Origin of the sequence: Pseudoalteromonas sp. NBT06-2, assembly GCF_002276045.1 — a bacterium.
GTDB lineage: Bacteria > Pseudomonadota > Gammaproteobacteria > Enterobacterales > Alteromonadaceae > Pseudoalteromonas.
The window spans coordinates 1-26,966 of the sequence record NZ_NQMR01000119.1 but is presented as its reverse complement, the minus strand read 5'-3'; the positions used below and the strand labels follow the sequence as shown (position 1 = coordinate 26,966).

General features: G+C 33.2%; 19 protein-coding genes, 1 tRNA gene and 1 pseudogene. 9 read left to right on the top strand and 12 right to left on the bottom strand.

The genetic code is table 11. The annotated features are described in order from the left end of the window. A partial coding sequence (locus CJF42_RS19105) for a response regulator (protein ID WP_141235593.1) occupies window positions 1-542 on the top strand: 542 nt, incomplete at its 5' end. Window positions 543-548: 6 nt separating this feature from the next. Here the strand turns inward: CJF42_RS19105 and rimI are convergent. The 5 genes from rimI to guaB form a co-directional block, all read right to left on the bottom strand. Next, window positions 549-1,001: a ribosomal protein S18-alanine N-acetyltransferase gene (rimI, locus tag CJF42_RS19100; protein WP_095368209.1), complete on the bottom strand. Its 453-nt coding sequence runs from the start codon at window positions 999-1,001 to the stop codon at window positions 549-551. Further along, window positions 998-1,324, bottom strand: a complete 327-nt coding sequence (locus CJF42_RS19095) for a hypothetical protein (protein ID WP_095368208.1) — start codon at window positions 1,322-1,324, stop codon at window positions 998-1,000. The genes rimI and CJF42_RS19095 overlap by 4 nt, the downstream gene beginning before the upstream one ends. Before the next feature lie 90 nt (window positions 1,325-1,414). Then, window positions 1,415-1,491: transfer RNA gene (locus tag CJF42_RS19090), tRNA-Trp, on the bottom strand. Window positions 1,492-1,700: 209 nt separating this feature from the next. Further along, window positions 1,701-3,278: a glutamine-hydrolyzing GMP synthase gene (gene guaA / locus CJF42_RS19085; protein ID WP_095368207.1), complete on the bottom strand. Its 1,578-nt coding sequence runs from the start codon at window positions 3,276-3,278 to the stop codon at window positions 1,701-1,703. A gap of 205 nt (window positions 3,279-3,483) precedes the next feature. After that, window positions 3,484-4,953, bottom strand: a complete 1,470-nt coding sequence (gene guaB / locus CJF42_RS19080; protein ID WP_095368206.1) for an IMP dehydrogenase — start codon at window positions 4,951-4,953, stop codon at window positions 3,484-3,486. A gap of 144 nt (window positions 4,954-5,097) precedes the next feature. Here guaB and xseA point away from each other — a divergent pair, with 144 nt between their 5' ends. Continuing rightward, a complete protein-coding gene (xseA, locus tag CJF42_RS19075; protein ID WP_095368205.1) occupies window positions 5,098-6,450 on the top strand; it encodes an exodeoxyribonuclease VII large subunit in 1,353 nt (450 codons plus the stop codon). A 41-nt stretch (window positions 6,451-6,491) separates the two neighbouring features. Here xseA and cysE read toward each other — a convergent pair whose 3' ends face one another. After that, a complete protein-coding gene (cysE, locus tag CJF42_RS19070) occupies window positions 6,492-7,298 on the bottom strand; it encodes a serine O-acetyltransferase (RefSeq protein WP_095368204.1) in 807 nt (268 codons plus the stop codon). A 213-nt stretch (window positions 7,299-7,511) separates the two neighbouring features. On the opposite strand from cysE, the gene CJF42_RS19065 reads away from it, so the two are divergent. Together CJF42_RS19065 and CJF42_RS19060 are read left to right on the top strand one after the other, a co-directional pair. Beyond that, a complete protein-coding gene (locus CJF42_RS19065) occupies window positions 7,512-8,681 on the top strand; it encodes an MFS transporter (protein WP_095368203.1) in 1,170 nt (389 codons plus the stop codon). A 157-nt stretch (window positions 8,682-8,838) separates the two neighbouring features. Beyond that, window positions 8,839-10,110 carry a GGDEF domain-containing response regulator gene (locus CJF42_RS19060; RefSeq protein WP_095368202.1) on the top strand — a complete coding sequence of 424 codons (1,272 nt, stop codon included), beginning with the start codon at window positions 8,839-8,841 and terminating at the stop codon, window positions 10,108-10,110. Window positions 10,111-10,179: 69 nt separating this feature from the next. Here CJF42_RS19060 and CJF42_RS19055 read toward each other — a convergent pair whose 3' ends face one another. After that, on the bottom strand, window positions 10,180-13,098 hold the full coding sequence (locus CJF42_RS19055) for a M16 family metallopeptidase (RefSeq protein ID WP_095368201.1): 2,919 nt from the start codon (window positions 13,096-13,098) through the stop codon (window positions 10,180-10,182). Between the two features lie 269 nt (window positions 13,099-13,367). Here CJF42_RS19055 and CJF42_RS19050 point away from each other — a divergent pair, with 269 nt between their 5' ends. Then, window positions 13,368-14,324: a methylenetetrahydrofolate reductase gene (locus CJF42_RS19050; protein ID WP_095368210.1), complete on the top strand. Its 957-nt coding sequence runs from the start codon at window positions 13,368-13,370 to the stop codon at window positions 14,322-14,324. Between the two features lie 75 nt (window positions 14,325-14,399). Here CJF42_RS19050 and CJF42_RS19045 read toward each other — a convergent pair whose 3' ends face one another. From CJF42_RS19045 to CJF42_RS27650, 5 genes are all read right to left on the bottom strand, one after another. Further along, window positions 14,400-16,520, bottom strand: a complete 2,121-nt coding sequence (locus CJF42_RS19045) for a peptidase domain-containing ABC transporter (RefSeq protein ID WP_095368200.1) — start codon at window positions 16,518-16,520, stop codon at window positions 14,400-14,402. A 40-nt stretch (window positions 16,521-16,560) separates the two neighbouring features. Further along, on the bottom strand, window positions 16,561-17,805 hold the full coding sequence (locus CJF42_RS19040; protein ID WP_095368199.1) for an HlyD family secretion protein: 1,245 nt from the start codon (window positions 17,803-17,805) through the stop codon (window positions 16,561-16,563). An 84-nt stretch (window positions 17,806-17,889) separates the two neighbouring features. Continuing rightward, the gene (locus CJF42_RS19035; protein ID WP_095368198.1) at window positions 17,890-21,105 is read right to left on the bottom strand and encodes a lantibiotic dehydratase; all 3,216 of its coding nucleotides are present in this window, start codon (window positions 21,103-21,105) and stop codon (window positions 17,890-17,892) included. Between the two features lie 20 nt (window positions 21,106-21,125). Further along, a complete protein-coding gene (locus tag CJF42_RS19030) occupies window positions 21,126-22,343 on the bottom strand; it encodes a lanthionine synthetase LanC family protein (protein WP_095368197.1) in 1,218 nt (405 codons plus the stop codon). 241 nt (window positions 22,344-22,584) lie between these two features. Continuing rightward, complete coding sequence (locus CJF42_RS27650; RefSeq protein WP_170940666.1) at window positions 22,585-22,734, bottom strand: hypothetical protein; 150 nt, start codon at window positions 22,732-22,734, stop codon at window positions 22,585-22,587. Window positions 22,735-23,284: 550 nt separating this feature from the next. On the opposite strand from CJF42_RS27650, the gene CJF42_RS19025 reads away from it, so the two are divergent. The 4 genes and pseudogenes from CJF42_RS19025 to CJF42_RS19010 form a co-directional block, all read left to right on the top strand. After that, window positions 23,285-24,403 (top strand): FAD-dependent monooxygenase, encoded by a 1,119-nt coding sequence (locus CJF42_RS19025; RefSeq protein WP_095368196.1) that lies wholly within the window; start codon window positions 23,285-23,287, stop codon window positions 24,401-24,403. 146 nt (window positions 24,404-24,549) lie between these two features. Next, window positions 24,550-24,753, top strand: a complete 204-nt coding sequence (locus CJF42_RS19020; RefSeq protein ID WP_095368195.1) for a DUF3545 family protein — start codon at window positions 24,550-24,552, stop codon at window positions 24,751-24,753. A gap of 303 nt (window positions 24,754-25,056) precedes the next feature. Further along, entirely contained in the window at window positions 25,057-25,374 is a 318-nt protein-coding gene (locus CJF42_RS19015) for a hypothetical protein (RefSeq protein ID WP_095368194.1), read from the top strand. A 266-nt stretch (window positions 25,375-25,640) separates the two neighbouring features. Next, window positions 25,641-26,966, top strand: a pseudogene (locus tag CJF42_RS19010) (hypothetical protein); the annotation flags it as partial.

The window sequence follows — 26,966 nt, the reverse complement described above, 5'->3', positions numbered from 1 at the left end:
TGGCTTTAACCAACGATTATGATTTGATCCTTATGGATATGCAAATGCCAGTCATGGGGGGTCTAGAGGCGACTAAAATGCTTAGACATACCGCCTATGATGGTCCAATTATCGCCCTAACTGCAAATGTAATGAAACACGATGTAGAAATTTATATTGAAGCTGGTTGTAATGAAGCATTAGCAAAGCCAATAGATAAAAAAGAATTAGAGTTCACCCTTGAAAAGTACCTTAGTTTACAAAAAATTAGCAATCAAAAGTGGAATGAAATTTTAGATAATAATGAATTTAAAAAATTAAATGAAACTTATAAAAGTAAATTACCTAGCCTTATAACTGACCTCCAAACATTTAATGATGCTAGACAATGGAAAGAGCTTAAAGACCTTTCACATAATATAAAAGGAAGTTCAGGCTGCTTTGGTTTTATGACTATTAGCCAAGCAGCTTCAACTCTAGAAATGGATTTAAAACAAGAAAATCATGAAAATGCAAAAAATAGTTTTGATAAGTTAATTCACTCTATTAACCAAAATGTATAATTGCGTTTAGCTAAATGAAAACAGAACCAAACCCATTAATTTACCGTCTTCACGGCCATTATCAGCAGGATAATAATCTTTTCGAATTCCCATTTCATTGAAGCCAAGTTTTTCATAAAGTCCTATCGCACTGAGATTACTGACTCTCACTTCTAAAAATATACTTTCAGCATTACGTTTTTGTGCTTCATCAATCAAATTATCAACTAATAATTTAGCATAACCTTTTCCTTGATGCTCTGGAGAAATACAGATATCCATTAAGGTAAAATCAGGACCTGCCATTTCAGTCATATAAAAACCAACTAAAACTCCATCGACATAAAGGCCTCGATTAAGATAACGCTCCCCAAAGCATGAAAGTATATTTTTTTGAGTCATTGGATGTGTATGACAAGATTGTTCTATTAACATCATAGCATTGACTTCAGAGTCTTTTAGTATTTGTATTTGATTCATGAATCATCCCTTTTAACTTTAAAAGTATTTATCAGTGCTTGCCAAAGCTGCTTTTTATCATCGCTATTTAAACCTTCATTACTTATAGAGATATCAGTTTGAATCAAACCATAAATCGGATTTTTTTGGGCTATTAAGCTATATTCTGCAGCACTATCTTCATTGAGTGATTCAATAGCTCTAACTAAGTCATGTTTTAACTGTTTAGGAATGTGTATAGCCGCGTCAAAGTTACTTTGTGCATTACTATGAATAGGTTTTGAAAAGTGTTTATTTAAACTTAAAGATTCAACACCAAAAATTTCTGCATAATTTAAGTGCATTTAAAGTTCCCAAACTAGGCGTTAAAAAATATATGTTTAAACATTTTAAGTAATTTGTAAGCTAAGATAAAGCTAAGATATAAAAAGAAGTGGCAGGGGCGGAGAGACTCGAACTCCCAACCATCGGTTTTGGAGACCGCTGTTCTACCAATTGGAACTACGCCCCTGCAATGACGTCGTATTATAGGGAGATAACTTTAAAGGTAAAGTACTTTTTTCACTTTTTTAATTAACCGCTTAGTAAATAAACACAACGATTACTTAGGCAGCAATTCCCACGAATAAACCGACAAAACAGCTATATTTCAAATAAAATCACAAAAACGCGACTTAATAATCGCGTTTTAAAGAAATCTTTAAACTATCATAAATTTAATTATTCCCATTCAATAGTTGCAGGTGGTTTACCTGAAATATCATAAACAACACGTGAAATACCATCAATTTCATTAATGATACGATTAGAAACTAAACCTAAGAAATCATAAGGTAAGTGTGACCAACGTGCTGTCATGAAATCAATTGTTTCAACACAACGTAGTGATACTACCCAATCATACTTACGTGCATCACCCATAACACCTACTGATTTAACCGGAAGGAATACGGTAAATGCTTGGCTTACTTTATGGTAAAGCTCAGCTTTATGTAGCTCTTCTATGAAGATAGCATCTGCACGGCGTAATAAGTCACAGTATTCTTTTTTGATCTCGCCAAGAACACGAACACCTAAACCAGGTCCAGGGAAAGGATGACGATAAAGCATGTCATATGGTAAACCTAACTCTAGACCAATTTTACGAACTTCATCTTTAAATAATTCACGTAATGGCTCAACTAAGCCCATTTCCATATCGTCAGGTAAACCACCTACGTTATGGTGTGATTTAATTACATGTGCTTTACCAGTAGCTGAAGCAGCTGATTCAATTACGTCTGGGTAGATAGTTCCTTGAGCTAACCATTTGGCATTTTTAAGCTTTTTCGATTCAGCATCAAAAATATCAATAAATGTATGGCCAATTGCTTTACGTTTAAGTTCAGGATCAGATAAACCTTTAAGATCATTTAAGAACTGATCTTCAGCATCCACTTTAATGATATTTAATCCAAAGTGATCACCAAACATATCTATTACTTGTTGGCCTTCATTTAAACGAAGTAGACCATTATCAACAAAGACACATGTTAGCTTATCACCAATTGCACGATCTAATAACATAGCAACAACTGATGAATCGACACCGCCTGATAAACCAAGGATAACTTCATCATCACCCACTTGTTCTTTCATACGTGCAACAGCATCTTCAATAATCGTAGCTGGTGTCCATAATTTTTCACAACCACAAAGATCAATTGCAAAACGCTCTAAAATTCGTAAGCCTTGTTTCGTGTGTGTTACTTCTGGGTGAAACTGAATACCATAAAAGCGCTTTTCATCATTGGCCATAATAGCATGAGGACAAGTATCAGTTTTAGCAATAGTTATGAAACCAGCAGGAATATCAATGACTTTATCACCATGGCTCATCCAAACATCTAATAGACCATTACCAGCATCTGATAAATGATCTTCAATGTTTTCCATTAGATTTGAATGTGCAACATTTTCAACTTGTGCGTAACCAAATTCTTTTTTATCTGAGCTCTCAACTTTACCACCAAGCTGCTTTGCCATTGTTTGCATGCCGTAGCAAACACCTAATACAGGTACACCAGCATGAAATACATATTCTGGTGCTTTTGGGCTATCTTCTAACGTAGTCGACTCAGGACCACCTGATAAAATAATACCTTGAGGATTAAATTCTTTAATTTGCTCTTCAGTAACATCCCATGCCCATAATTCACAGTAAACACCAATTTCACGTATTTTACGTGCTATTAACTGAGTGTATTGAGAACCAAAATCTAAAATTAGGATACGTGAATCGTGAATATTTTTGCTCATGGATAGTCTCTCTTAAAAATATTGAAAAAATACATTTCAATATTTTTATTGATAATAGCTTCGCTATTGAAAAGATCAGTACGGAACAGATTAATATAAAGTATTATTCGTCTGCTCTTAAAGTAATTAAGAAGGGCTAACTTATTGCCAGCCCTTTCTATTCTTTTTTGCCACGAAGTGGCCATAATATAAATGTCTAGCAGATCTATGCTTGACGGTAGTTTGGCGCTTCTTTAGTGATTTGTACGTCATGAACATGCGACTCACCCATACCAGCGGAAGTAACACGTACAAACATAGGTTTGGTGTTCATTTCTGTGATTGTTGCACAACCCGTTAAGCCCATAGAGCTGCGGATACCACCAACTTGCTGATGTATAATATTAGCAATAGGTCCTTTGTATGCAACTCGACCTTCAATACCTTCAGGAACTAGCTTTTCAGCTTCTTTAGAGTCTTGGAAGTAACGATCTGATGAACCTTCTTTTTGGTTCATTGCACCTAAACTACCCATACCACGGTATGATTTATAATACCGACCTTGGTAAAGTTCAACTTCACCGGGGGCTTCTTCAGTTCCCGCTAGCATAGAACCAACCATAACACATGATGCACCAGCAACAAGTGCTTTAGCGATATCACCTGAGAAACGAATACCACCATCAGCGATCACTGGTATACCGCGACCTTTTAAGCCTTCAACTGCATCAGAAATAGCAGTAATTTGTGGAACACCACAACCTGTTACAATACGAGTAGTACAGATAGAACCAGGGCCTATACCCACTTTAACAGCATCAACACCTGCGTCAGCTAAGGCAATTGCACCTTCAGCTGTTGCAACGTTACCAGCAACGATTTGTAAATCAGGGAAAGCTTGGCGGGTTTCAGAAACACGGTCAATAACACCTTGAGAGTGACCATGAGAAGTATCAATTAATAATACATCTAGACCCGCATCAACCAGAGCAGTGATACGCTCATCAGTGCCTGCACCAACACCAACAGCAGCACCTACACGTAAGCGACCGAACTCATCTTTACATGCATTCGGTTTTTCTTGTGCTTTTTGATAATCTTTTACAGTGATCATGCCTTTGAGCTTAAATGCATCATCAACAACAAGAATTTTTTCAATTCTATGTTCATGCATTAAACTTAAAATTTCTTCGCGTTTGGCACCTTCTTTTACTGTTACTAACTTTTCTTGCTTAGTCATAACAGTAGAAACAGAATGAGACAATTTAGTTTCAAAACGCATATCACGGCTTGTAACGATACCCATTAAAGTGTTGTTCGCATCGGTGACAGGAAAACCTGAAAAACCTTTATCTTCAGATAGGGTTAATGCATCTTTAATTGTTAACTCTGCAGTAACAGTAACAGGATCAGAAACAATCCCTGCTTCGTAATTTTTTACTTTACGAACATTGTTAGCTTGCTCTTCAATCGTCATATTTTTATGGATAAAACCTAAACCGCCTTCTTGTGCCATCGCGATCGCAAGACGCGCTTCTGTCACTGTATCCATTGAAGCAGATACTAAAGGTAAATTAAGTTCTATACCACGGGTTAATCGCGTATTTAGATTCGCAGTGTGGGGTAAGACAGTAGAATGACCAGGTACTAAAAGTACGTCATCAAAGGTTAAAGCTTCTTTAGCTATTCGTAGCATGTGGCAACTTCTCACAATTGAAGGTTAATATAAATTATATGGAGTTGCGGCGAGATTTTAACAGCAGTTTGTCGTTTAGTAAATTAAAATAAGTATTTATTTATGATACAGTGCACTTGCTGTAGCCTACTTACCTGGAAAATCATGTTTGAAACAGAAAAAAAGCAAAGTAAACAGCAAGTTTACACAGTATCAAAATTAAACAAAGAAATTCGTTTTTTATTAGAGCGCAACTTTGCCTCATTAACTTTAAATGGGGAAATTTCTAATTTTGTCGCTCCAGCATCAGGCCATTGGTATTTCACTTTAAAAGACGATAACGCACAAATTCGAGCTGCCATGTGGCGAGGTAATAACCGTGCTTCAAGCTTTAGACCTAAGAATGGTGAACAAGTAGTCGTTCGTGCTCGTATATCTTTATACGAGCCTCGTGGCGATTATCAACTTATCGTTGAACAAATAGAACCTGCTGGTCAAGGTTTATTAAAACAAGAGTTTGAAGCACTACAACAAAAATTAGCAGCTCAAGGTTTATTCAATGCCATGGATAAACAAACTTTACCTACAGTAATAAATAAAGTGGGTGTGATAACCTCTGCAACGGGTGCCGCTTTTAAAGATATTTTAACGGTATTAAAACGCAGAGCACCACAACTAGATGTCATTTTATATCCAGCTCAAGTACAAGGTGCACAAGCCCACCAGCAACTAATAGAGAAAATAAAATTAGCCAATCAAAGAAATGAAGTTGATGTTATCATTCTTGGTCGCGGGGGTGGTTCATTAGAAGATTTATGGTGTTTTAATCACGAGCAACTTGCTTATGCTATTTTTGATTCTGACATTCCCATTGTCAGTGCTGTAGGGCATGAAATTGACACCACTATAAGTGATTTTGTAGCTGATGTACGCGCAGCCACTCCTTCAGCTGCAGCAGAGTTAGTCAGTCCAGACTCAAGTTACATTCATAGTCAAATAAATGAATTTAAAAACCGATTACAGCGCGCTTTCACTTTATATTTAACGCAGCAACAGCATAAACAAAATGGGTTATTTCAAAACTTAAAATTACATCACCCTGAACATAAATTACAGCAGCAAAGTCAAAAGCTGGACGAACTATCAATAAAACTTGAACGAGCAGTTGAAAGAAAACTTAATAATTGCCAACACCAACTAAGTTATTTAAAACCAAAATTACAACGACATAGCCCACATAATAGCATTAACCAAGCAAATATAAATTTAGGGTATTTAAAAAACAAATTGAGTAATGCTATTTCAGCAAAGCTAAAACTTTATCAAAACAAACTAGCGATAAATGCGTCTAAACTGGATAGCATAAGCCCACTTACAGTTCTTGCAAGAGGGTATTCTATTACCAGTAATAAAGGGGAAGTAACAAGTTCAGTGAAAAAAATCACGGTAGATGATGAGTTAATAACTCAATTTTCTGATGGTAAAGTGTTAAGTAAAGTGGTAAAAATCAGTCAATAAAAGGCGAGTTAGCTCGCCTCGTTTATTTATACTAATTCAGCTTACAAATATGAGCTTGATAATGAATCTTCATCATCATAAAAATTTTGTTCCATTGACTTAGCTGGGCACTCACAATCTGGTTTACCAACCGCTTTAGCAGGAACGCCTACCACAGTTGTATGCGGTTTAACGTCATTTAATACTACTGAACCAGAACCCACTTTAGCGCCAACCCCTACTTCAATATTTCCCAAAACTTTAGCGCCAGCACCAATCAATACACCTTCTCGAATTTTAGGATGGCGATCACCTTGTTCATTACCTGTACCACCTAAAGTAACAGATTGCAGTATTGAAACATTATCTTCAATCACAGCAGTTTCACCAATAACAATACCTGTCGCATGGTCAAACATAATGCCTTTACCGACTTTACATGCTGGATGGATATCAACACCAAATACTTCTGAATTACGGCTTTGAATAAAGCGAGCAAGCTCTTTTCGGTCTTGACGCCATAAACAATGAGCCAATCTATGCACTTGAATCGATTGAAAACCTTTTAGGTTTAATAGAACTGTTAAATAATTAACCGCAGCAGGATCTCGTTCTGTAACCGCTTTAATATCAGTAGCAACAAAGGTAAGCATACGATCACAATCAACAAAAGCTTGGTCAAATAGCTCTCTAAATGTAAAAGGAGAAACCACTGCATCAGATAGTTTATTAGCAACAATAAAACTCAAAGCTGACCCTAAACACTCATGATTTAACACACATGAATAAACATGGCTTGCCAAAAGAGGTTCTTTTTTTACTAAGGCTGTTGCTTCAACTCTTAATTGTTCCCAAACTTCATAACGCATTATGCTCTACTCTACTCTTTTCTTTATATAATTATTAATTTCATCTCAAACAGTTTAACCGAATTTATGTTTAATGTGTGGTTACATCTTTGCTTTAATGGTTATAAGCCATAACTAAAAGTTTAATTAACTGATAAATAACAAAAGATATATTTGTATTTATTCACCTAAACACGTATTTTCGACGTCTAAAAATCACCACTTAGTATATAAATGAATAAAAATGTATTAATACTCGCTTTATGCCAAGGCTTAATCACTACCGGTAATATCATGTTGGTAACTGTGACAGCATTAATAGGCCTACAGCTTAGTCCAAATGAAAGTTGGATCACCCTACCCGTAGCAACGCAAAGCTTAGGTTTATTAATAGCAACAATACCAGCATCTTTATTAATGGCAAAGATAGGCAGAAAAAACGGTTTTAGCTTAGGTAATGCAATCGGTATAGTCGGAATTTTAATAGCCGTTTACGCGTTAGAGCAAGGTATTTTTAGCTTGTTTTGTATTGCAACTGGGCTTATTGGTGTGGCCATAGGATTTGCAACACTATATCGTTTTGCAGTCATTGAAGCTGATCCAAAAAATCCGATCCGTGCAATTTCATTTATTATGGCAAGTGGGGTTATTGCTGCACTTTTAGGGCCGAACCTAGCTATCTGGGTTGGAAATTATTTTCCTTCTCTTAATTTTAGCAATACATTTGTTGCTCTTGCATGCCTCTATACGTTAGCTATTTTCATACTGCAATTTGTCACATTTACAAAGACGCAACAAATCAAAGAAAAAGGCCCTACTAGAGATTTAAAAGCAATATTAATACAACCTAAATTTATAATAGCCGTTACTGTTGCCATGATAAGTTTTACTTTAATGAACTTATTAATGACTGCGACACCACTGGCTATGCATCGCCATGGTTTTAGTTTTGAAGAGTCTGCTTTTGTTATTCAGTGGCATGTACTAGGCATGTTTATCCCTTCTTTTTTTACCGGTAGGTTAATTGAAAAGTGGGGCGCGATTAAAGTAATGATAATAGGTACACTTTTAATTACCTTATGTATTATTATTAATTTACAGGGTATTAGCCATTGGCACTTTTTATTAGCATTATTTTTATTAGGTGTAGGTTGGAATTTAATGTTCATAAGCGCGACACAAATGGTGACCACAACCTATCGCTCAAGTGAAAAAGCGAAAACTCAAGCCGCAAATGAATTTTTGGTATTCAGCATGGTAACGCTTTCATCTTTAAGTGCAGGATGGCTTGAGTCTAGTTTAGGTTGGCAAATACTTAACCTGTTCTCAATTGCACCACTATCAATTATTATGATGGGCTTAATTTATTATGACAAACACAAAAAGAGTATAATAATTTCATGATTAATTTATTTAAAGCAGGCTTTGGCTTGTTTTAATAATTATAGACACTACAATTTTAATAGTTTAGTTATATTTATCATCTAATTGGTAACAAGTATTCTCAAAATTAATAGATGAATACATTGCATAGAGCCACTTACTTAATAAGGTGTTTAATATGAATGTGTTGATTATTGAACCATCAAAAACCTACAGTTTATTACTTGAAGAATTACTTCGTGGATACTCAGTCACACCACTACTCGTTTCGACTACGCAGGATGCCTTAATAGAGCTTAAAAATGATACTTTTGATTTTATCTGCATTGCTATGCAGTTAAATAATATGACTGGCCTTGAACTTAGCACTAAAATAAAATCTGATGATAATAACAAAAATCCTCTCACAGTCATTCTGAGCAGTGAAACCGATAAAGACAAATTCAAAGTAATTCAAAAAGATGAAGCTAATTATATTTGTCAAAAAATGGATATTGATTCATTAAAAAGTTTATTCTCCAGCTTAACTCAAAATGAAATCATTAAATGTGAAAGGTCAGGCCATGTACTTTATGTAGAAGATCACTTATCTGTTGCAAATATGACGATGGAAATACTGAAACAAATGGGACTATTAGTTAGCCACTATATAGATGCGGATACTGCTTTAACTGCCTTTGAAACAACAGACTTTGATTTAGTTTTATTAGATATTATTTTGCCAGGAAGTAAAGATGGCATTGAAGTTATTAAAGCTATTCGCGCTAGAGTAGATGAAAAGTCTTTGATCCCTATTTTAGCTTTATCGGGAAAGTTAAACGCCACGCAACGTATTGATACCTTAAAAAAAGGTGCTAATGATTTTATCACTAAACCGGTTATACAAGCAGAACTGGCAGCTAGAGTTAACAATCTCGTATTAACTCATCACTTATATTTACAAGTAAAGCAACAGCAACATGCATTAGAGCAAGTCGCTATGACAGATCATTTAACCGGTTTGTACAACCGTCACTTTTTAATGCCATTTGTTGAAAAAGCCTTAACAGTTGCGAAACGACAAAATCATAATGTCAGCTTAATTATGATAGATTTAGATAATTTTAAACCAATTAACGATCGACTTGGGCATAAGACAGGAGATGAAGTACTGATAGCTGTCGCCGATATATTACAAGCTTCAACCCGAGTCGAAGATATCGCTGTACGTCTTGGAGGGGATGAGTTTTTAATGATATTACCATACTGTAATCTAATTCAAGCCAAAGAAAAAGCTGAAAAAGTTAGAAAAAAAATAGAACAAATAAATATAAAAGATGCTTTAGTGTCAGCGAGCTTTGGGGTTTCATCTAGCCAAGATAACTGTTTTGAATTTAATGAATTATTTGTTTCTGCAGATAAAACCGTTTATTTAGCTAAAAAATTTGGCCGAAACCGTGTGGAAGATTAAGGTCAACTTACAATAAAAAAACCCATTACAAAACACATTGTAATGGATTTATATTATAAGCTAAAAAGCCTATTGAAATACCTCATCTATCGCTAATACCTCAATATTATTTTTAGGAATCTTCAGTTTATAACTTTCGATTAGTTTATCTTCAGCAATTAATTCCGCTGGCTTATCCGTATTATATTTTAAAGGTGAAACTTGCTCTGACGCTAAACGCTTTTGCATATCTTTACCATCACCCGTTATAAATACATACTGAATATTGTCTATTTGTAAGTTTGCTTTTATTACACGATTTACATCTGCAATAGTCAAATTTGCTAACTGTTTTCGCACATATGATACAAATTCATCAGTATTATAAAACTGGCTATCAAGTGCATAACCTAATTGCTTATCTTGGCTAGCAACCATTTGCGGCACAAAGTTAGTTAAAAAATTACGTGTTGCTGCAAAGCTTTCTTGCGACATCCCCTGTTTAATTAAATTATCTAATTCAAATAAAGCTGTACGGGTTGCAAAATGTGCATCATTATTTGAACGTAATGGTCTTAACCAAATTTGGAAAATTTGCTCTGAACGCCCTAAATTTGCATCTGGTTTTGTTTGATACATACCTCGTGGAAAATATTCGATGTAAGAATAATCACCATAGTTCATACCACGTGTTTGACGAATTTTTTGGTATAAGAAACTATTTGAACTTCTATGCTCACCAAAATACGAACGTACTAACCAAAGTGCAGTCCAATCTTTATCACTACGAATTGTATCAATCGGGAAACCAAACGATACTGCTGTCGATTTAGCTGACTTTTCTACGATTGTTGCATGATGACCTAAAAGATCCGGCGCATCAGCTATCGTTAAACGAGTTTCATCACCTTTAGGTAGACTTGTTAAATCACTAAACATATCTTGTTTAAGATTTTCAGCCATCGCACCTGTAATGCCAACATTTAATTTAGCTTGTGTTAACTGTTCTTTATAAAAAGCTTTAACGTCATCTAAAGTAATCGCTTCTAAATCAGATAAGTCACCATAGTTATAACTTTCATATACATGATTTTTATAAAGTTTAGAATAAAGTATTTCTTTACCTAATTCTTCATCATTAGATGCCTTTAGGCCTGCTTTAATGCCATCAATCATTTCTTTTTTGATGCGTTTAAGATCATCTTCACGCCAACCTGGGTTTAATAATTGGTCGCTAATTAATGCATACCAAGTATCAGCATTGTTTTTATGCACTCGGCCAGAAAAAGATATCATTTCTTTATCTAATTGAGCAGAAAAGCTCCCCGCTAATGGATACATGGCTTTTTTAATTTCTTTATAACTACGAGATTCAGAGCTACCTTGTGAAATCATATTAGCAGTTAATGCAGCTAGCCCTTTTTTACCTTGTGGGTCTGCTGCTGAACCAGTATAAAATAAAAAGTTAACATCAACTAGTGGTGACTCATTTGTTTTATCTAACACATTAAAGTAGCGCTTTGTTGGCTTATTATTTAGTGCTGTAACCGCACCATCTAAATCAACTTTTTGTTCGAAACCTGATACTTTTTTTAAATCAGACATAGTAACAGTAGTACGGCTGCTATCTATAAAATACTTATTTGCAATATCTTTAAGATCTTGCGCTGTAATTGCATCTGAGCTGGCATAAAGTTGATTAATCACTTCTGGATCACGTTCAAAATGCATATAGCTTGCAAGTGTTGAAGCGATTGATTGTGATGAATCTAAACCATTAATAAAGCTATACTTTAAGTTAGATTTTAAATTAGTAAGTTTATCAGATTCAACTAACTCAGTTCGTACTTGAGCATATGTTTGATTAATTAAATCACGTGCTATCGCTAAATCAGATTCCTTATCTACTTTTACAAATACATGTAATAACCCTTTATCTTTGGTTTCTGGGTTATAAGTAAACATTTGACTGGCAATTTGTTTTTCAACCACCATTTCTTGGTATAAATCTGAGTTTTCAGAAAAATAAAGTTGAGAAATTAAATCTAAACCTGCTCGGTCTTTTTGTTTAGGCTGCCAAGAAGTACCTTTATAAGAGACTAATAACCAATGACCAGGTAAACCATCATTTTTTTCATGGATATATTTAGCAGTGGTTTGCTTTGGCTCTATCGGTACTACAGCATCAACTCCTTTGGCATTCCACTTCCCCCAATATTGCTTAACTAATTGCATCGTTTTAGCAGGTTCAACATCGCCTACTATTACTAAAGATACATTTTTTGGCACGTAAAAGTTTTCAAAGAACTTTTGACCATATTCCATTTGATCTGGCATTGCTTGAATATCTTCAAAAAAACCCATTGTTGTATGCTTGTATGTATGGGTATCAAATGCTTCTTTACGTACAGCTGATAACAACTTACGAATTGGGCTGGCATTGTTCTTTAAATATTCACCTTTAACAGTTTGTGCTTCAGTTCTAAATTGCTCTTCTGTATAAGATAGGTTTTGAAAGATGTCAGCTTCTATTTCGAGTACTTTAGCTAAATGCTCTTTCGAAAAGTTTAAATGATAATTTGTATAATCATTAGTTGTATAAGCGCGATTATCAACACCCGAGTTTTTTAAAATGTCAGAATAGACATCTTGCGGATATTTTTTTGAACCTTTAAACATCATATGTTCAAAAAAGTGAGCAAAACCCGTTTTACCCACTTCAACTTCATCACGAGAGCCTACAGACACTGGTATTTGTAGTGATACTACATCTGGGTAATCAGTTTTAACTACCATCACTTTCAAACCATTTGGTAACTCTTCTAATACATAATTTTGTGAAAATACTTTGTTATTTGATTGTTTAACGGATTTCACACTATTTTTTTGTTGCGATGAAGCATGCACTGAGTTTGCATTATTGCCACGCTTATTCGCATCAATATGAAATACACAACCCGATAGCACCATAGAAACCGTTGCAGCAGTTGCTAATACTTTAAATTTCATTCAATTCCCCTGAACTTTTAATTATATGACGTACCAATTAGACTAAACTTAATCAGTATCTAACATTACTATTATGCTAGAGCCATACTTTCTAATCGAGTAAATAAGACGAAGTGAGGTAAAAAAATGTAAACAGTTACTTCTTTCATTCAAAGACTTTAACTTGAGTTTAATTCAAGCTAAATGAAAAAGACTCAACAAGAAAGACTATCTAGACGTCTAAATGGCTGCTATATTGAGTTTATAAGATAATTATGATGGAAAATAAAATGGCTTTATCACTAAAACAAAAAATTCAAGACCCAAAACAAGGCGTATACCTTATAGGTACGACCCCACCAAAAATGGGCACTGATAAAGCACAATTAGAAACTATCGCTAATAAATTATTAGATCGATTACATGAAATAGAATACGATGGTGTAATAATTTATGACATTCAAGATGAAAGCAGCCGTACTGCGGTGCCTCGCCCTTTTCCATTTAGAAAAACGGTCGACCCACGTGAATACAGCCAACTTATTAGCCAATTATCTGAATTAGACGTAATCACTTATAAAAGTGTGGCACAACGTGATGAAGCTGAATTTAATACTTGGTTAGATGAAACAGCCCAAGAATACAAACTTAAAAACTTAGTATTAGTCGGCAGCCCATCTTCAACTGGTGATATCAAGCTAAGCCTACCCAATGCATACAAAACATTAGGCTCTCATAAAAGTAATGTATTTTTAGGGGGGGTTACTATTGCAGAGCGACATGCTAGTAAACGTAATGAACATGAGCGTTTATTAGAAAAAATTGATCAAGGCTGTGAGTTCTTTATTTCTCAAGCAGTTTACAATGCGCAAGAAACAATAGATTTAATTACCAGTTACTCAAGAAGTTGTCGTCATAATGGCATTTCGCCAAAACGTATTATTTTAACTTTCACACCCTGCGGTGGTGAAAAAACATTAGATTTTATGAAGTGGTTAGGCATTTCAGTACCTGAAGCAACTAAATGGCGTATTTTAGACTCAAATGATTCATTAAATGAATCGATTAGAATTTGTCGTGATAACCTAAATCAAATTTTACAAAGCTGTGCGCACTTAGATGTGCCTCTAGGTTTAAACATAGAAAGCTTAACAAACCGTAAAGAAGAAATTGATGCTTCAATTAACCTTTATCGCTTATTAAAAGCAACGATGGAATTAAACTTAGCTGAGAAACAAATCGCTTAAAAAATTTAAAACATTGTCCCGTCATTAAAAGGTCTAGCATTCATGCTAGGTCTTTTTTAATATCTTTAAAAAGTATTATGCAACTTCAGGTATTGTTGCTTCTTTGGTTAACTTTATTTCTCTATCAGCTGAAGCGATAGTCTCTTTTCTATGTGCGATAATCACGCGAGTAATATCTAGTTGTTTTATCGCCTGATTGATATCTGATTCAAGCGTTGTATCTAGATGGCTGGTAGCTTCATCCATGAAAAGTATTTTAGGCTGTTTATATAAAGCTCTCGCTAAAATTAACCTTTGTTTTTGACCACCCGATAAACTTGACCCCATATCACCAATTAAACTGTCATACCCCATTGGCATTTTGCTTATATCATCATGAATTGCCGCTAATTCAGCACAATAAACAACACGTTCCATATCAATAGGAGTATCAAAAAAAGCGATATTATCAGCAACAGAGCCTGATAATAATTCGTCATTTTGCATCACTGCGGCTATTTGCTGTCGATATTGACTTGGTCCTAATTGATTTAATGGAATATCATCAATAAGAATATCACCGCTATTATGATGATTTAATCCCAACATTAATTTTAGCAAAGTAGATTTTCCACATCCAGAAGGTCCTGTAATTGCAACAGATTCACCCGGATTGATTTCCATACTAAGATCATCAATAACATTTGGTGTTGCATCGCTATATTTAAACGACACATTCTTTATTGATATTTTACCTTTAATTTTATGTTTTTTAACATTTTTATTTGACAGTGGCTCTTTTTCTGTTAAAGCGATATCAGCTAAACGTTCAAAATGTAAGCTCAGCATTTTAAATTCAATTAATTTTTCAATAAGTTTTGCTGTTTTATCCATAAACTGTTGTTTATAAGCCATAAAAGCAAATAGCATTCCTGTACTAAACCCACCTTGAATAACCAAAGACGCAGCAAGATAAATAACAATGATATTTTCCAATCCAAATAATAATCGATTGATACCTGTATATGATATTTGAAAATGCCCTAAACGAATATTTTGATTTATCGCATTAGCGTAGCGATTTTGCCATTGTCCTTCGCGCTTAACTTCTGAACCAAATAATTTAATTGTCTGAATCGCCCTCACAGTTTCCATAAAATTACTATGTTCTTCGGCTCTGGCAATAATTTCCTGTTCGGTTATATTTCTAAAAGGTCGATACATTAATATTCTTAAAACCGCATAAAGCGTTACTGCAACAAGCACAACAACTGACAATAAAGGACTATAAAAGAAAATCATCACTAGCGTAATAATTGCCATCAAACCATCAATTATGGTTTCAATCACACCTGTTGTCAGTAATTCTTTAACTTGTTGTAATGATCCAAATCGTGAAACAACGTCTCCCATATGACGCTTCTCAAAATAGTTAAGCGGCAAACGCACCAGATGATGAAACAAATTGGCCCCAAGTTGAATATTCATCAAACTACCAAAATGTAATAAGGTAAACCCTCTGAGACTATTGGTAACGATTTCAAATATGAGTACTAAACCAAAACCGATCCCCAATACCGTTAGCAAAGAAGTATCTGCAGTTAAAATGACATCATCAATAACTAATTGAATATAATAAGGTGTTGCTAAAGCAAAAACCTGCAGTAACAGTGATAAAACAAAAATCAAAATAAGAGAACTTTTAAGTCCTGTTATTTTTTGCCAAAAATCTGAAAACTTTAAGCTTGGAGGTTTTTCTTTAAGGGTAAACTCTTTTGTTGGCGTCAGCTCAAGGGCAATGCCAGTAAAATGATTTGAAGTTTCAGCTAAACTTAAACGCTTTTCTCCACTCGCTGGATCATAAATCACGATAGATTTTGCATTCGCGGATTTTAAAACTACAAAATGATTTAAATCCCAATGTAGAATACAAGGTGTTTGTAAATCTTCCAAATCATCTAATTCTATTCGTAAAGGTCTTGAAGTTAAGTAAAGTTTTTCTGAAAACTGCATTATATCAAGCAGAGTTGCGCCTTCTAATGATAAACTAAATTGCTGACGCATGGATAATAAATCACTTTGATAACCGTGATAGCCCGCAACCATAGCTAAACATGCTAATCCACATTCAGTTGCCTCAGATTGTAAAATTAAAGGCAGTTTTTTTCGATGCCAAAATTGTAACTTACTCGCTGGATTTGTGTCATTTAAAGACATAATAACAACTCTTTTTGTTTTGATACTTACGAATATTCATTTACAGCTGGCCTTGAATACTAAAAACAGGATCAAATAACCAGCGTATTAAAGAGCGTTGCTCAATCACAATATCAGCATCTAATTTCATACCGGATCTAAGTGGAATATTATTTCCATAAGCCTGAATATCTTGAGATTTTAAAGCAACAACAACACGATATGAAGGCAAAGTAATTAATCCAGGTATATCAGTTTCATCAGGTAAAATAACATTTGCACTTATTTGTGAGATAACACCTTCATATATACCAAATTTTTGATAAGGGAATGCATGATATCTTAATCTTGTTATTTGGCCATTTTCAATAAAACCAAAGGCTGATGTTGGGATATAAATAACAGCTTGCATCTTGCTGTTTTCAGGTAGAATATTTAATAAATTTTGGTTTAAATTTACTGACTTGCCCGATTTTGCAATCAAACCTGTCACGATACCATTCGCAGGCGATCTTAATTCACTTAACCTTTGTTGTTGCGTTGTGAGCAACTGTGACTCTAATTGTACTATTTGACTTTCCAATAAACTATTTTCCTTTGCTTGATTTATTGGTAATTGAGATAGCTGACTATTAAATTGTTCTCTTTGATTTTGTATTGATAAGCGCTCAGAACCTATCGAAGCGACTTGTTGATTTAAAGATAATAAACTATCTTGTTGTTTTTTAAGCTCGAGATCTGATATGTAACCCGTTCCAGCAAGTTTACTTACTTGATCAACGATTTCTTTATTTATAACAACACGCTCATTAAAAATATCACTTTGCAATTCGAGTTGGATTAACCGTTGAACTGCATCTTGTTGGTTATTATTTAGTGCTTGTATTTCAAAAACATGTTTAAATTTTTGTTTTTTTAATTGCGATTTTAAAATATTTATTTGAAATTCATATTGCTTAATAATGGATTGATTTAACTCTACCCCCTTAACGCCATGTTTTTCAGATTTAATACGTAATAACGGTTCTCCTTTTTTTACTTTTTGGCCTTCACTCACTAAAAGTTCTGTAATAACACCTACTTGAGGTGCTTTTAGCTTCAGTAAGCCAGCATCAGGTTGCAAAATACCTGAAACCGTTTCTTTTCGGGTATAACTACCTAAAGTTAAAAATACGATACTAATAATAACTATCATTAAAATTAATAAGGTCAAATACTTAAATACCGGAGGTTGTATCAAACTCACAACCCCAGATAATCGGTATTTTCTTTTATCTATTACTTCTTGCCTAAATAGCTGTTCCATTTAACCTAACTTTATCTAAAAGATATAAATTAATAGCAAAGTCTATTGTAATGTAATTATTGACAGAGATACATTATGAAAAATTTAATTTATTTTATCTGCCGAAAAATAATACCGTCGTAGAAAGTCATGCATCACTAATTCATGTTCACGACCATATGCTTTAAACATACGATTATTATGCATATGTAATAAAGAACTTAACAAAGTATCTTTATTGCATTTAATACCTTCATCAGATGATATCAATTGATTAAGACGCTTTATTATAGGAGATGCTTGTTTTTTCCAAATAGTGACGATATTAAAAAGATGTTGTTGTTCAGACGTTAATCCTACTTGAGGATGTATTTGAATTTGTGAAAAATCCGATAATAATTGGAGTTGTATTTTTTTATACTTGTCACCTAATTGCTTTCTTAGTTTGCTTCCTTCATTAAACTCTTGGCCAAATCCAGCTCTTAATCCGTTAATTAAATTTAACTTTTCCTTAGCATCATATTTAAACTCATTTAATAGAAGGTCAGTCATTAATAATGCGACTCGACATCGTACTTCATCATTAAATTCAGTTTCTAATTGTATTGTAGCTGCGATTAGGTGACTATCAGCCATAAACAAGTCTTCAACCAATGCCATTGCATCAGGGCCGCCATAACGCTCAACTTCCCTTTCGTATGTAAACAGTTCCACTTTATGGATTTCATTATTTTCAACCATAGGATCAAGTAAAGCGCTTAGCCTTGGCAGAAGTTGCCCATATAACTCACTTGGTTCGCCAAAAAAGCGTATTCTTAAATGCCAATCGGGATCGCCATAGCGAATAAAAAACCATTTTTTGAATAGTGAAGAAGATTGCTCAATTTCGGGTAATAAATGTTCAGCTAATAAAGTCTCTACAGCTGTATTTCCTGCGTATATTTTTAAACTTAACCATTGTGAGCCTGGTGAAAAACGACGTTTAATTGGTGTTGTTAAAATATTCTTTTGTGGGTCATCACTAAAATGCTGATGTACTTTTGCACCAGTATTTAAAAATGGGATAATAAGTTCATTTGCATAACTTTGCCCTTCAGGTGATTTAACAGGTGTCGAATATTGTGTCGTAAGCACCTCTTTTAATTCTACAATTGTTTGCCCTTTCGTTTCTCCTAACAATATTTCAAGCATTAAAGGATTTAATAAATGAATCTGTAATACATTATCACTCATTGCATAAGCGATATGATCATCTAATTGATATGTATCCTTAAGTTCATGCCATTTTTTAATATCAATACCATCATTTTCAATTAATGACTCATTCAATAATTCTGCAATTTCTTTACGAGGAATACGCCATTTTTTTTCAGAAAGAATCAAGTTATCTAACATTACTCTAGGTATAAAACACACATTAGCTTGACTCTCAGGCAAAGAGAAATGAGGTGCTGAAGCATCTTGGTGTTGTAACATACTTAAGAATTTATAAGCACTTAAGCTACGTGAAGAATAATTATGCGCTGAAGATAAACGTGGAATAACTTGTTTATTCAAGCGTTTTGACCACAGTTTAACAAGTCCGGATTCAACCCATACGTGTAAATCACTGATCGGAATTTGATATTCACTTGATAAACTTGAATCCGCTAAAAATACTATTTCATATTGCCTTAAATGAGGCCGCGCTATTACATTACCAGGTCTACCTTCTGGCATATGCACTATTTCAGCAAAAATAACATCACTTGAATGGTTACTTTCAGCTTTCAAATGTGTAATAACATTTTGTTTTAAATCATTGTTTAAATGACAAAAACGCCCCAATAAATTAGCCGCAGATGGTCCATAACATCCATTGAATTGAACTATTGTTGAGTTTGCATCTTTATCTTCATATAAAGATATCATAGCTGCAAAAGATATCGGTAAATCCACTTCAGATAAAGGCTTAGTAAGATATTTTAATAACGTTTTAGAACTGAGTTTAATAACTGGTTTATTTCTATTTTTTGGTGTACTTATTGCTTGTGTTATCAAGTTATCTAATAATGAAGCTTGATTAGACCCACCTTGACCAGAAGAAGCGGTTCTCAAATGTAAACCTGCGAGTAATGGTGCTTCATAACCTGACTCATTTGAAAAGCTGATGCCGGATTCATCATCAAGCAATATATCCAGAGGTACAAATTGGCCTTCAAACCGAGAATTAAATTTACTTATAAAGTCCCTAAATGAACTTTGCTTAGTAATAGACAAAGCTTTAATTAATTTAATTTGTTTTAATAAGCTCAATATTTGGTTTTGGCTAAGTTCGCACTGTGAATAGGCGCGATATACATCTGACTGAAATAGTTTATTTTCTTGTGCTTTTACGGGGAGTTGATTTAAATGTTCAAATATTTTTTTGTAATCAGATACACGTCTACTTCCTTTGTTATCTAATTCTTTTAGTTTAAATAAGGAAGTTGATAAATGATCTGCAGTTTCATTTTGGCCCATAGAGTTTAAAGACGCAACCAAAGCAACGTCAGGTGCTTTACCAGTTAAAGGCAAAGCTATATCCGCCAATAAAACAGATTCATCAATCAACTGTTGAATATAATCTATTACATCAGACTTATCTGTTTCATTATTTTCTTGTTCATCAGAAAAACGTTGTAAAAAAACCTCAACTAATTGATTAAAGTTGAGTCCTTTTTTAGCTTCTGATAATATAAAGTCGAAATATTCATCTCTTTCAATGGCACTTAACCTATATTGTCTTGTTTCTTCAGATTGATAAGCTTCGATATATCTACAATGATCAGCAACAAAATAATGGCTAGTATTTGGATAATATTTTAGTTTTTCTGAATGTGCATTGTGTTTTAAAAAGTGCTCTTTAATAGCATTTAAATAAAAAATGTCTAATCGTGTTTTACGACTATCTTTAGATAAATCTCTACTAATGATTCGTGTTTCATCGGTTATTTTTCCCATGCTAATTCCGGAAAATAAACCAAAAGGCGTTGGTCGAGAGCACATTCTTATCATATACTTCAAGAGTGCTAATTCTAACTTTTTTGCCTGCTTTATATCTGATTTTTTAACAATCCCATTTTTATTATCTTTTTTATTTTTATGAGACAGCTCTATTCGTTCTAATAAAGATGGACTCGCTAAATATAGCGCTTCTTGTATCTGTGGATCTTTAATCCAATCTTCAAGGACTTTTTGCGTTTGCTTTTTACTTGTACCTAACAATTTTAAATTATCTATAGGTAATCTTGGTGTGCGGATCACAAAAAAATCTTGGTGCTTTACAATCAACTTTGACATTAATTATTAATCCTTTTTATCTATGCCATTAACAAACTATCGGCCCAATCAGCGTCTTCACCAAGCGCTGACAATAAACATAAACCAATTCCACCATAGCCCATTAAAAATCCGGTATCTTCTTCATATTTATTAGTTAACCCAGAATACATATGCAAACCATTCAACTCTTGGTTTTTGTATAGCTCTAAGGTATAAGTTAACCACTTATTTGCAGCTTGTAATAATTGAGGTTCATTTAATTGTTGGTGCAATAATTGAAAAATAAGTACTAAACCAGCACTACCATGGCACAAACCAGCATCGCGGATCATTCCTTCTTTTTCATCTCTATGAGCCGAATGCAAACTGATTTCTTTTGCTTTACTTACATATAAAGGCATTTCTAACGCATTACCCACACGAGCTAAAGTTAATGCTATCGTTAAATCACCATAGCACCAACCCAAGCGAGAATCGTGATCGTCATTACACGATGAACTAAAACAACTCATTCGCTCTTTATTTTGTCTTTCTTGTGCTAATAACCAATCACAGCTTTGTATTAATAAACGTTTTGTACGATCAAATAAAGAAGGGATTTTTAAAGCGGGTAAAATAGCCGCTATGATACTTGGTACACCATGAGCTAACCCTAGATTATATTCAAATGCTTCTGGCTCATCTTTATTAAAACGATAAACAGAATTACTCGGTTGTGACCAAGAAAGTGTATTTTCAGATATTTGAATAGCTAAATTTTCAAAATGTTTAATTATTATCTCAAAAAGTGATTTTGAAGCTGATTTTAATTGTCGACGCCCTGCATACATAGCGATACCAGACAAACCTATTACCATTTCAATTTCCCCCTTCCAATTATCAACGTTAAGAGTGTTTAATAAAATGTTGTCAATTTCTTCGCATAACTCAGGATCATAGTCAGTACCCTGAGATTGATTTATATACTCTAAAAACCAACCTTGACCACTTAACCCGGAACTTAAATCAGGGCGTTCTACACAAAATAATAACTGTGCCTGTAAAAATTCTAATTTCTCATTAAAAATAATCTCATCAACTAATTCAGAATTATATTGGCTGAGCTGATATAAAAAAAGTAAATCCCCAGTTAAACCACTGAGTAAACCGCTATTTGTATTTTGATTTTCTAAATGAGATATTTTTTGATTAAATTGATATAAAATTTGACTTATAAGTTCTTTATTTACTTTTGCAGCTTCTAACGCCTGTGTCATTAAAACATCCTTTATCTTTATCTTTATCTTTACCAAATGATTAATCAACTATTGATGGTACTCATCTAACAATAATTCATCAGAATTTTCAGAACCAACATATAAAAAAGAGTTAGTAACTTCGATTGCAATCGAAGGTACTAACTCTTTTTTATTTTATCAATCCACTCTAAATTAGTTTTAATATTAATATTTGTTATAACAGTAATGCACTAGTTAATAACAGAATAATTAAAAAATTCTAATTTAGTTTGCATCCTTGTTGAATGCATGTTGCTTTAGTAGGACAACAACAAGATCCTCCAGCAATTTTCGGTGTCATCTCTGCTGGTAATGCATGATTATCTTTAGATAAGTTTTTTATTTTTTTCTTATTCAACTTTAACTTCATTTTAATTTCCTTTTATAAAAATTTTATTATGCTGGCTTTATAACCAATAAATCGAATGTACCTATATCAGTTAAAACAGTCAAGAATTTAAAATCGACATCAGGAATTTTTGGATATTTAGTTTATGCTTGATTAAAACGGTTTTTCCTTGGATTTTTGAATAGTTAGCATAGGCTTTCATAATTTATGATGAACTAATAGATAGGCATATTATTGTAGCCCTGCCAAATTTGAGTTTACAAGATCAATAACTTAAATTTAGTAAGATTAAATGCACTTTTGAAGATAAGTTATTAGAAGGTTTAAGTAAAATAAGTAACGCTAACAAACTCAAGGCTTTTTGCTACACATGTATTACTTAGTCGAACAGAATTATTTACGCATAACTTGATCACTGATGAAACTTATATTTGACATGATAATTATTTAAATCGTGTTTATTCTGAAAAGTCATTAAAAAATGCCCAAGCTAAAATATATTTTGCATTGACTAATAATTCACACTTAGGAAAAATAGATAATTTATTTAAGTAAAACAATAAGACAGCATATGAAAATATTAATTGTAGGTTCTGGCATTGCCGGTTTAAGCCTTTTTCATAAATTAAAACACAGCCAGCATGAGATTGATTTCATTGAAAAGGCACCGAGTACACGTTTGCAAGGTGCGGGTATTTGTTTACCCGCTAATGCGATGGCAGGTTTTGAAAGCTTAGGCTTTAAAGATGAAATATTAAAACATGCGCATCAAGTCACTGAAGTGCACTTTGAAAAAGCCTCTAGAAAACTGTTAAGTAAAGCGTCTTTATTAGAAGCTCCGCTTAATCAACAACCTTTTGTTGCATTAGAACGTGATAATTTAATGCATATTTTGCTAAAAGACATTGAAAATAAAGTTCAATACAATAAATTCATCACCTCTTTACAGCATAATGATAATACCTGTTTAGTCTCTTTTAATAATAATTCACAAAAAGAATATGATTTAGTCATAGCTGCTGATGGCATAAACTCTGATACGCGAAACAAAGTGTTTGATACGCCAGATTTACTCGACTTAAACGTATCGAACTGGCGTTTTTGTATTGATTACCCAAATCATAATATGCAACCAAGTTACTTACTTGGTGAAAATGATTTATTCATGTTTTACCCCATTTCAAAAGATAAACTCTACTGTTATGGACAAATATCCGACCCTACCGGTGACATTTTTAAACTTGATGCCAAACAAGCGATGGAAAAAGTTTTTTCTGGATATGATCAGTCAGTACAAAACGCCATTTATAACGCAAATACAGTTATTAAGGGTCAATTAAAATCTGTTAAGTCTAGAGAAGTATTTAAACATAAGGTATTACTTATTGGTGATGCCTTACATGGTTGCCCACCATCGTTGCAACAAGGTGTTGGCATGGCATTAGAAGATGTTTTGACTTTAAGTGAATTATTAAATGATAGTAATAATACAACTAACCAAATGCTAAACTCATTTAAAGAAAAAAGACTAACACGCATCAGTTGGGTAATTGATGAGTCAAATAAAGTCATCAAACTGGCAGAATTAGGTAAAACCTTATTTGGACGACTATTACGTAATACTGTTATTAGGATCTCAGGCCCACAAAATGTAAAAGGCTGGAGAAAATTGATGTCTGAAGAAATCTAAACTATTTCATAAATATACAATTGCTTTGGTTTATTTACTAAAGCAATCTGTACCTAAAATAATTTCACCAAACTGTCATCTATAAGTAACACGTCTGTCACATTCTCATTCTAAAGTTTGCATAAACCACAAACAAGGAAATAATCATGGCAGATACACAATTTTTAGACAATTTATCAGACTTACTAGAGGACTCTGAAAACACAAGTCCTGAGCGCAGAGGTAGAAAAACAAAAAAAAGAAAATGGCGTGAAATAGAAGAAATTAAGGAAAAACAACGTTTACGTCGTGAATTGATTGAATACAATGAATTCACTTATGAAGACGATATAGAAGCAGTATTTACTTAATCATCCAATAAGGTTACAACTTGTATTACACAGTTTGGGTTTAGATATTAAACAGTGTTTACTGATATATAGACACTGTTTAAATCTTATCAAAGTTAAAAATTTTTAAATATTTCTCGTTAAATCTGCATTGAATTTTTTGATTGTTATTCCTCATAATTAAATATCAATTATTTAAAATAAACTTGTTTAATCAATATTCGTTTATATATCGTTTTTATTTTTTTTGATTTAAAGTTGTTCGAGTTCGGCAGTTGATTACAAACTAAGGTGTTTTTCTAGCTATTAATGTATATTCACCTAATGTATATTCACCTTGATGAACAGAGAAGTAAAATAAATAAAATGAAAGAAGATATTCCAAAAGTATCAGCCATAGAGCGTGATGCTTTACTTGAAAATGTAAAAACGGACTTTGAATACTATCAAGCTAGTATTATAAAAGAGGATGAAACAGGAAATGGTCAAAAGTTTAAATTATTTGTAATGGCCAACATGACAACCTTTCATTTAATCCATAACTCAAGTACACCAGCAGAATTAGATGCTTTTTGTAATAAATATCAATGGTTTTACCCGCTGTTTATTACCATTAAAGAATTACTTGAAGAAGAAAAATAAAACAATTATTCATTTATTCTTCCCTTTAAATAAGTAAATACTCTGACTACATCATGTTGTTCAGTTACTCGTTTATATATGAGTTTAACAACTTTAATAAGCCTATCAAATACCGTATTATAAGGTGATGTAACAACAAAAAATGGCTATTCTGCATTTTAGAGTTCATCACAGTGTGTACAAAAAAGTTAGGCTGAGTATCAGCAATACTAATAAAGTGTCCGTTTAATGAAACGATACACCCTTGATTGAGAACATTGTTTTATATGCCATTTTTAATCACAATTTTTATGAGTTCTTTTTTGCTGTTTCAAGTACAGCCTATTATTGCCAAAATGGCTTTACCATATTTTGGGGGTGGTGGCGCTATTTGGACTGCATGTATGCTATTTTTTCAGCTCTTTTTATTGCTTGGTTACTTATACTCACATACATTAAGTAAAATAAAAAAAGTTAATCAACAAATTGCGATTCACTGTGGATTTATTTTATTAAGTTTAATTGCAATGCCAATAGGTCAGCTGAATTCAAATCAACTTTTGATTAGTCAAATACCGCAAATTAACATTATGTTCGATTTATTAATTGCCATTGGGTTACCTTACTTTTTACTCAGTGCTACAGCACCATTAATTCAAAAATGGTACAGTTTAAACCCAACTAATAACCAACCCTATAGACTATATGCATTATCTAATTTAGGCTCTCTATTAGCATTATTATCTTACCCTTTTGTTATAGAGCCGAACTTAGATACCACACTACAAAGTATTATTTGGGGTTATGGTTATTATATTTTTATGATAAGTATTCTTTTTTGTAGTTATCGATTATTTAAATTCAATCACATTATCAGTGCAAAAAATAACGATAAAACCGCTCACGATGTAAAAACAATTTTATTATGGCTAGGTTTATCAGCTTGTAGTGTTATTTTAATGATGGCAACAACCAGTGCTATGACGATTAATATTCCACCCACACCATTTTTATGGATTCTGCCTTTATCTATATATTTACTCACTTACATTATTTGTTTTAACAGCCCTAAGTGGTATATCCAAAAATTATGGTTTACATGCTTTGTATTTAGTAGCTTTGCTGGCACTTTTTTATTTTTTGTCGGTGTACAATTTAGCTTAATACAGCAAGTATTAACTTACTGTATATTATTACTCTCTGGTTGCATGATTTGTCATGGTGAGCTTGCTAAATTACAACCACATAAAATAAAATTAACCTTATTCTATTTAGTACTCGCGTTTGGTGGTGTGCTTGGAAGTTTATTTACTGCTATTGTAGCGGAGAAAATTTTCATTCAATATTATGAGTTCATTGTTGGTATTGCATTAATATATATTTTATTTTCACTGAGTTTATGGAGGCAAAACCAAGCAAGTAAAGTCACTACAATGCAATTGAGTAATAATAAGTTTTTAATTCTAAACTCGAGTATTTTTTTCATTGTTTTTAGTGTTTATTTCAATCAATTAGATAGCCGATACTTTACATCTGACGTACATAACAGCCGTAATTTTTATGGTGTATTAGCTGTTAAAGATCAAACAAAAAATCAAAGCCCTGTCAGAGTG

What these genes read in the sequence shown, in the direction of transcription:
- CJF42_RS19050 (WP_095368210.1), top strand. Translation starts at nt 13,368, where the DNA reads ATGGCTTTATCACTAAAACAAAAAATTCAAGACCCAAAACAAGGCGTA.
- cysE (WP_095368204.1), bottom strand. Translation starts at nt 7,298, where the DNA reads ATGCGTTATGAAGTTTGGGAACAATTAAGAGTTGAAGCAACAGCCTTA.
- CJF42_RS19035 (WP_095368198.1), bottom strand. Translation starts at nt 21,105, where the DNA reads ATGTCAAAGTTGATTGTAAAGCACCAAGATTTTTTTGTGATCCGCACA.
- CJF42_RS19040 (WP_095368199.1), bottom strand. Translation starts at nt 17,805, where the DNA reads ATGGAACAGCTATTTAGGCAAGAAGTAATAGATAAAAGAAAATACCGA.
- xseA (WP_095368205.1), top strand. Translation starts at nt 5,098, where the DNA reads ATGTTTGAAACAGAAAAAAAGCAAAGTAAACAGCAAGTTTACACAGTA.
- CJF42_RS19015 (WP_095368194.1), top strand. Translation starts at nt 25,057, where the DNA reads ATGTATATTCACCTTGATGAACAGAGAAGTAAAATAAATAAAATGAAA.
- CJF42_RS19065 (WP_095368203.1), top strand. Translation starts at nt 7,512, where the DNA reads ATGAATAAAAATGTATTAATACTCGCTTTATGCCAAGGCTTAATCACT.
- guaB (WP_095368206.1), bottom strand. Translation starts at nt 4,953, where the DNA reads ATGCTACGAATAGCTAAAGAAGCTTTAACCTTTGATGACGTACTTTTA.
- CJF42_RS19060 (WP_095368202.1), top strand. Translation starts at nt 8,839, where the DNA reads ATGAATGTGTTGATTATTGAACCATCAAAAACCTACAGTTTATTACTT.
- CJF42_RS27650 (WP_170940666.1), bottom strand. Translation starts at nt 22,734, where the DNA reads ATGAAGTTAAAGTTGAATAAGAAAAAAATAAAAAACTTATCTAAAGAT.
- CJF42_RS19055 (WP_095368201.1), bottom strand. Translation starts at nt 13,098, where the DNA reads ATGAAATTTAAAGTATTAGCAACTGCTGCAACGGTTTCTATGGTGCTA.
- CJF42_RS19025 (WP_095368196.1), top strand. Translation starts at nt 23,285, where the DNA reads ATGAAAATATTAATTGTAGGTTCTGGCATTGCCGGTTTAAGCCTTTTT.
- CJF42_RS19020 (WP_095368195.1), top strand. Translation starts at nt 24,550, where the DNA reads ATGGCAGATACACAATTTTTAGACAATTTATCAGACTTACTAGAGGAC.
- CJF42_RS19030 (WP_095368197.1), bottom strand. Translation starts at nt 22,343, where the DNA reads ATGACACAGGCGTTAGAAGCTGCAAAAGTAAATAAAGAACTTATAAGT.
- rimI (WP_095368209.1), bottom strand. Translation starts at nt 1,001, where the DNA reads ATGAATCAAATACAAATACTAAAAGACTCTGAAGTCAATGCTATGATG.
- CJF42_RS19045 (WP_095368200.1), bottom strand. Translation starts at nt 16,520, where the DNA reads ATGTCTTTAAATGACACAAATCCAGCGAGTAAGTTACAATTTTGGCAT.
- guaA (WP_095368207.1), bottom strand. Translation starts at nt 3,278, where the DNA reads ATGAGCAAAAATATTCACGATTCACGTATCCTAATTTTAGATTTTGGT.
- CJF42_RS19095 (WP_095368208.1), bottom strand. Translation starts at nt 1,324, where the DNA reads ATGCACTTAAATTATGCAGAAATTTTTGGTGTTGAATCTTTAAGTTTA.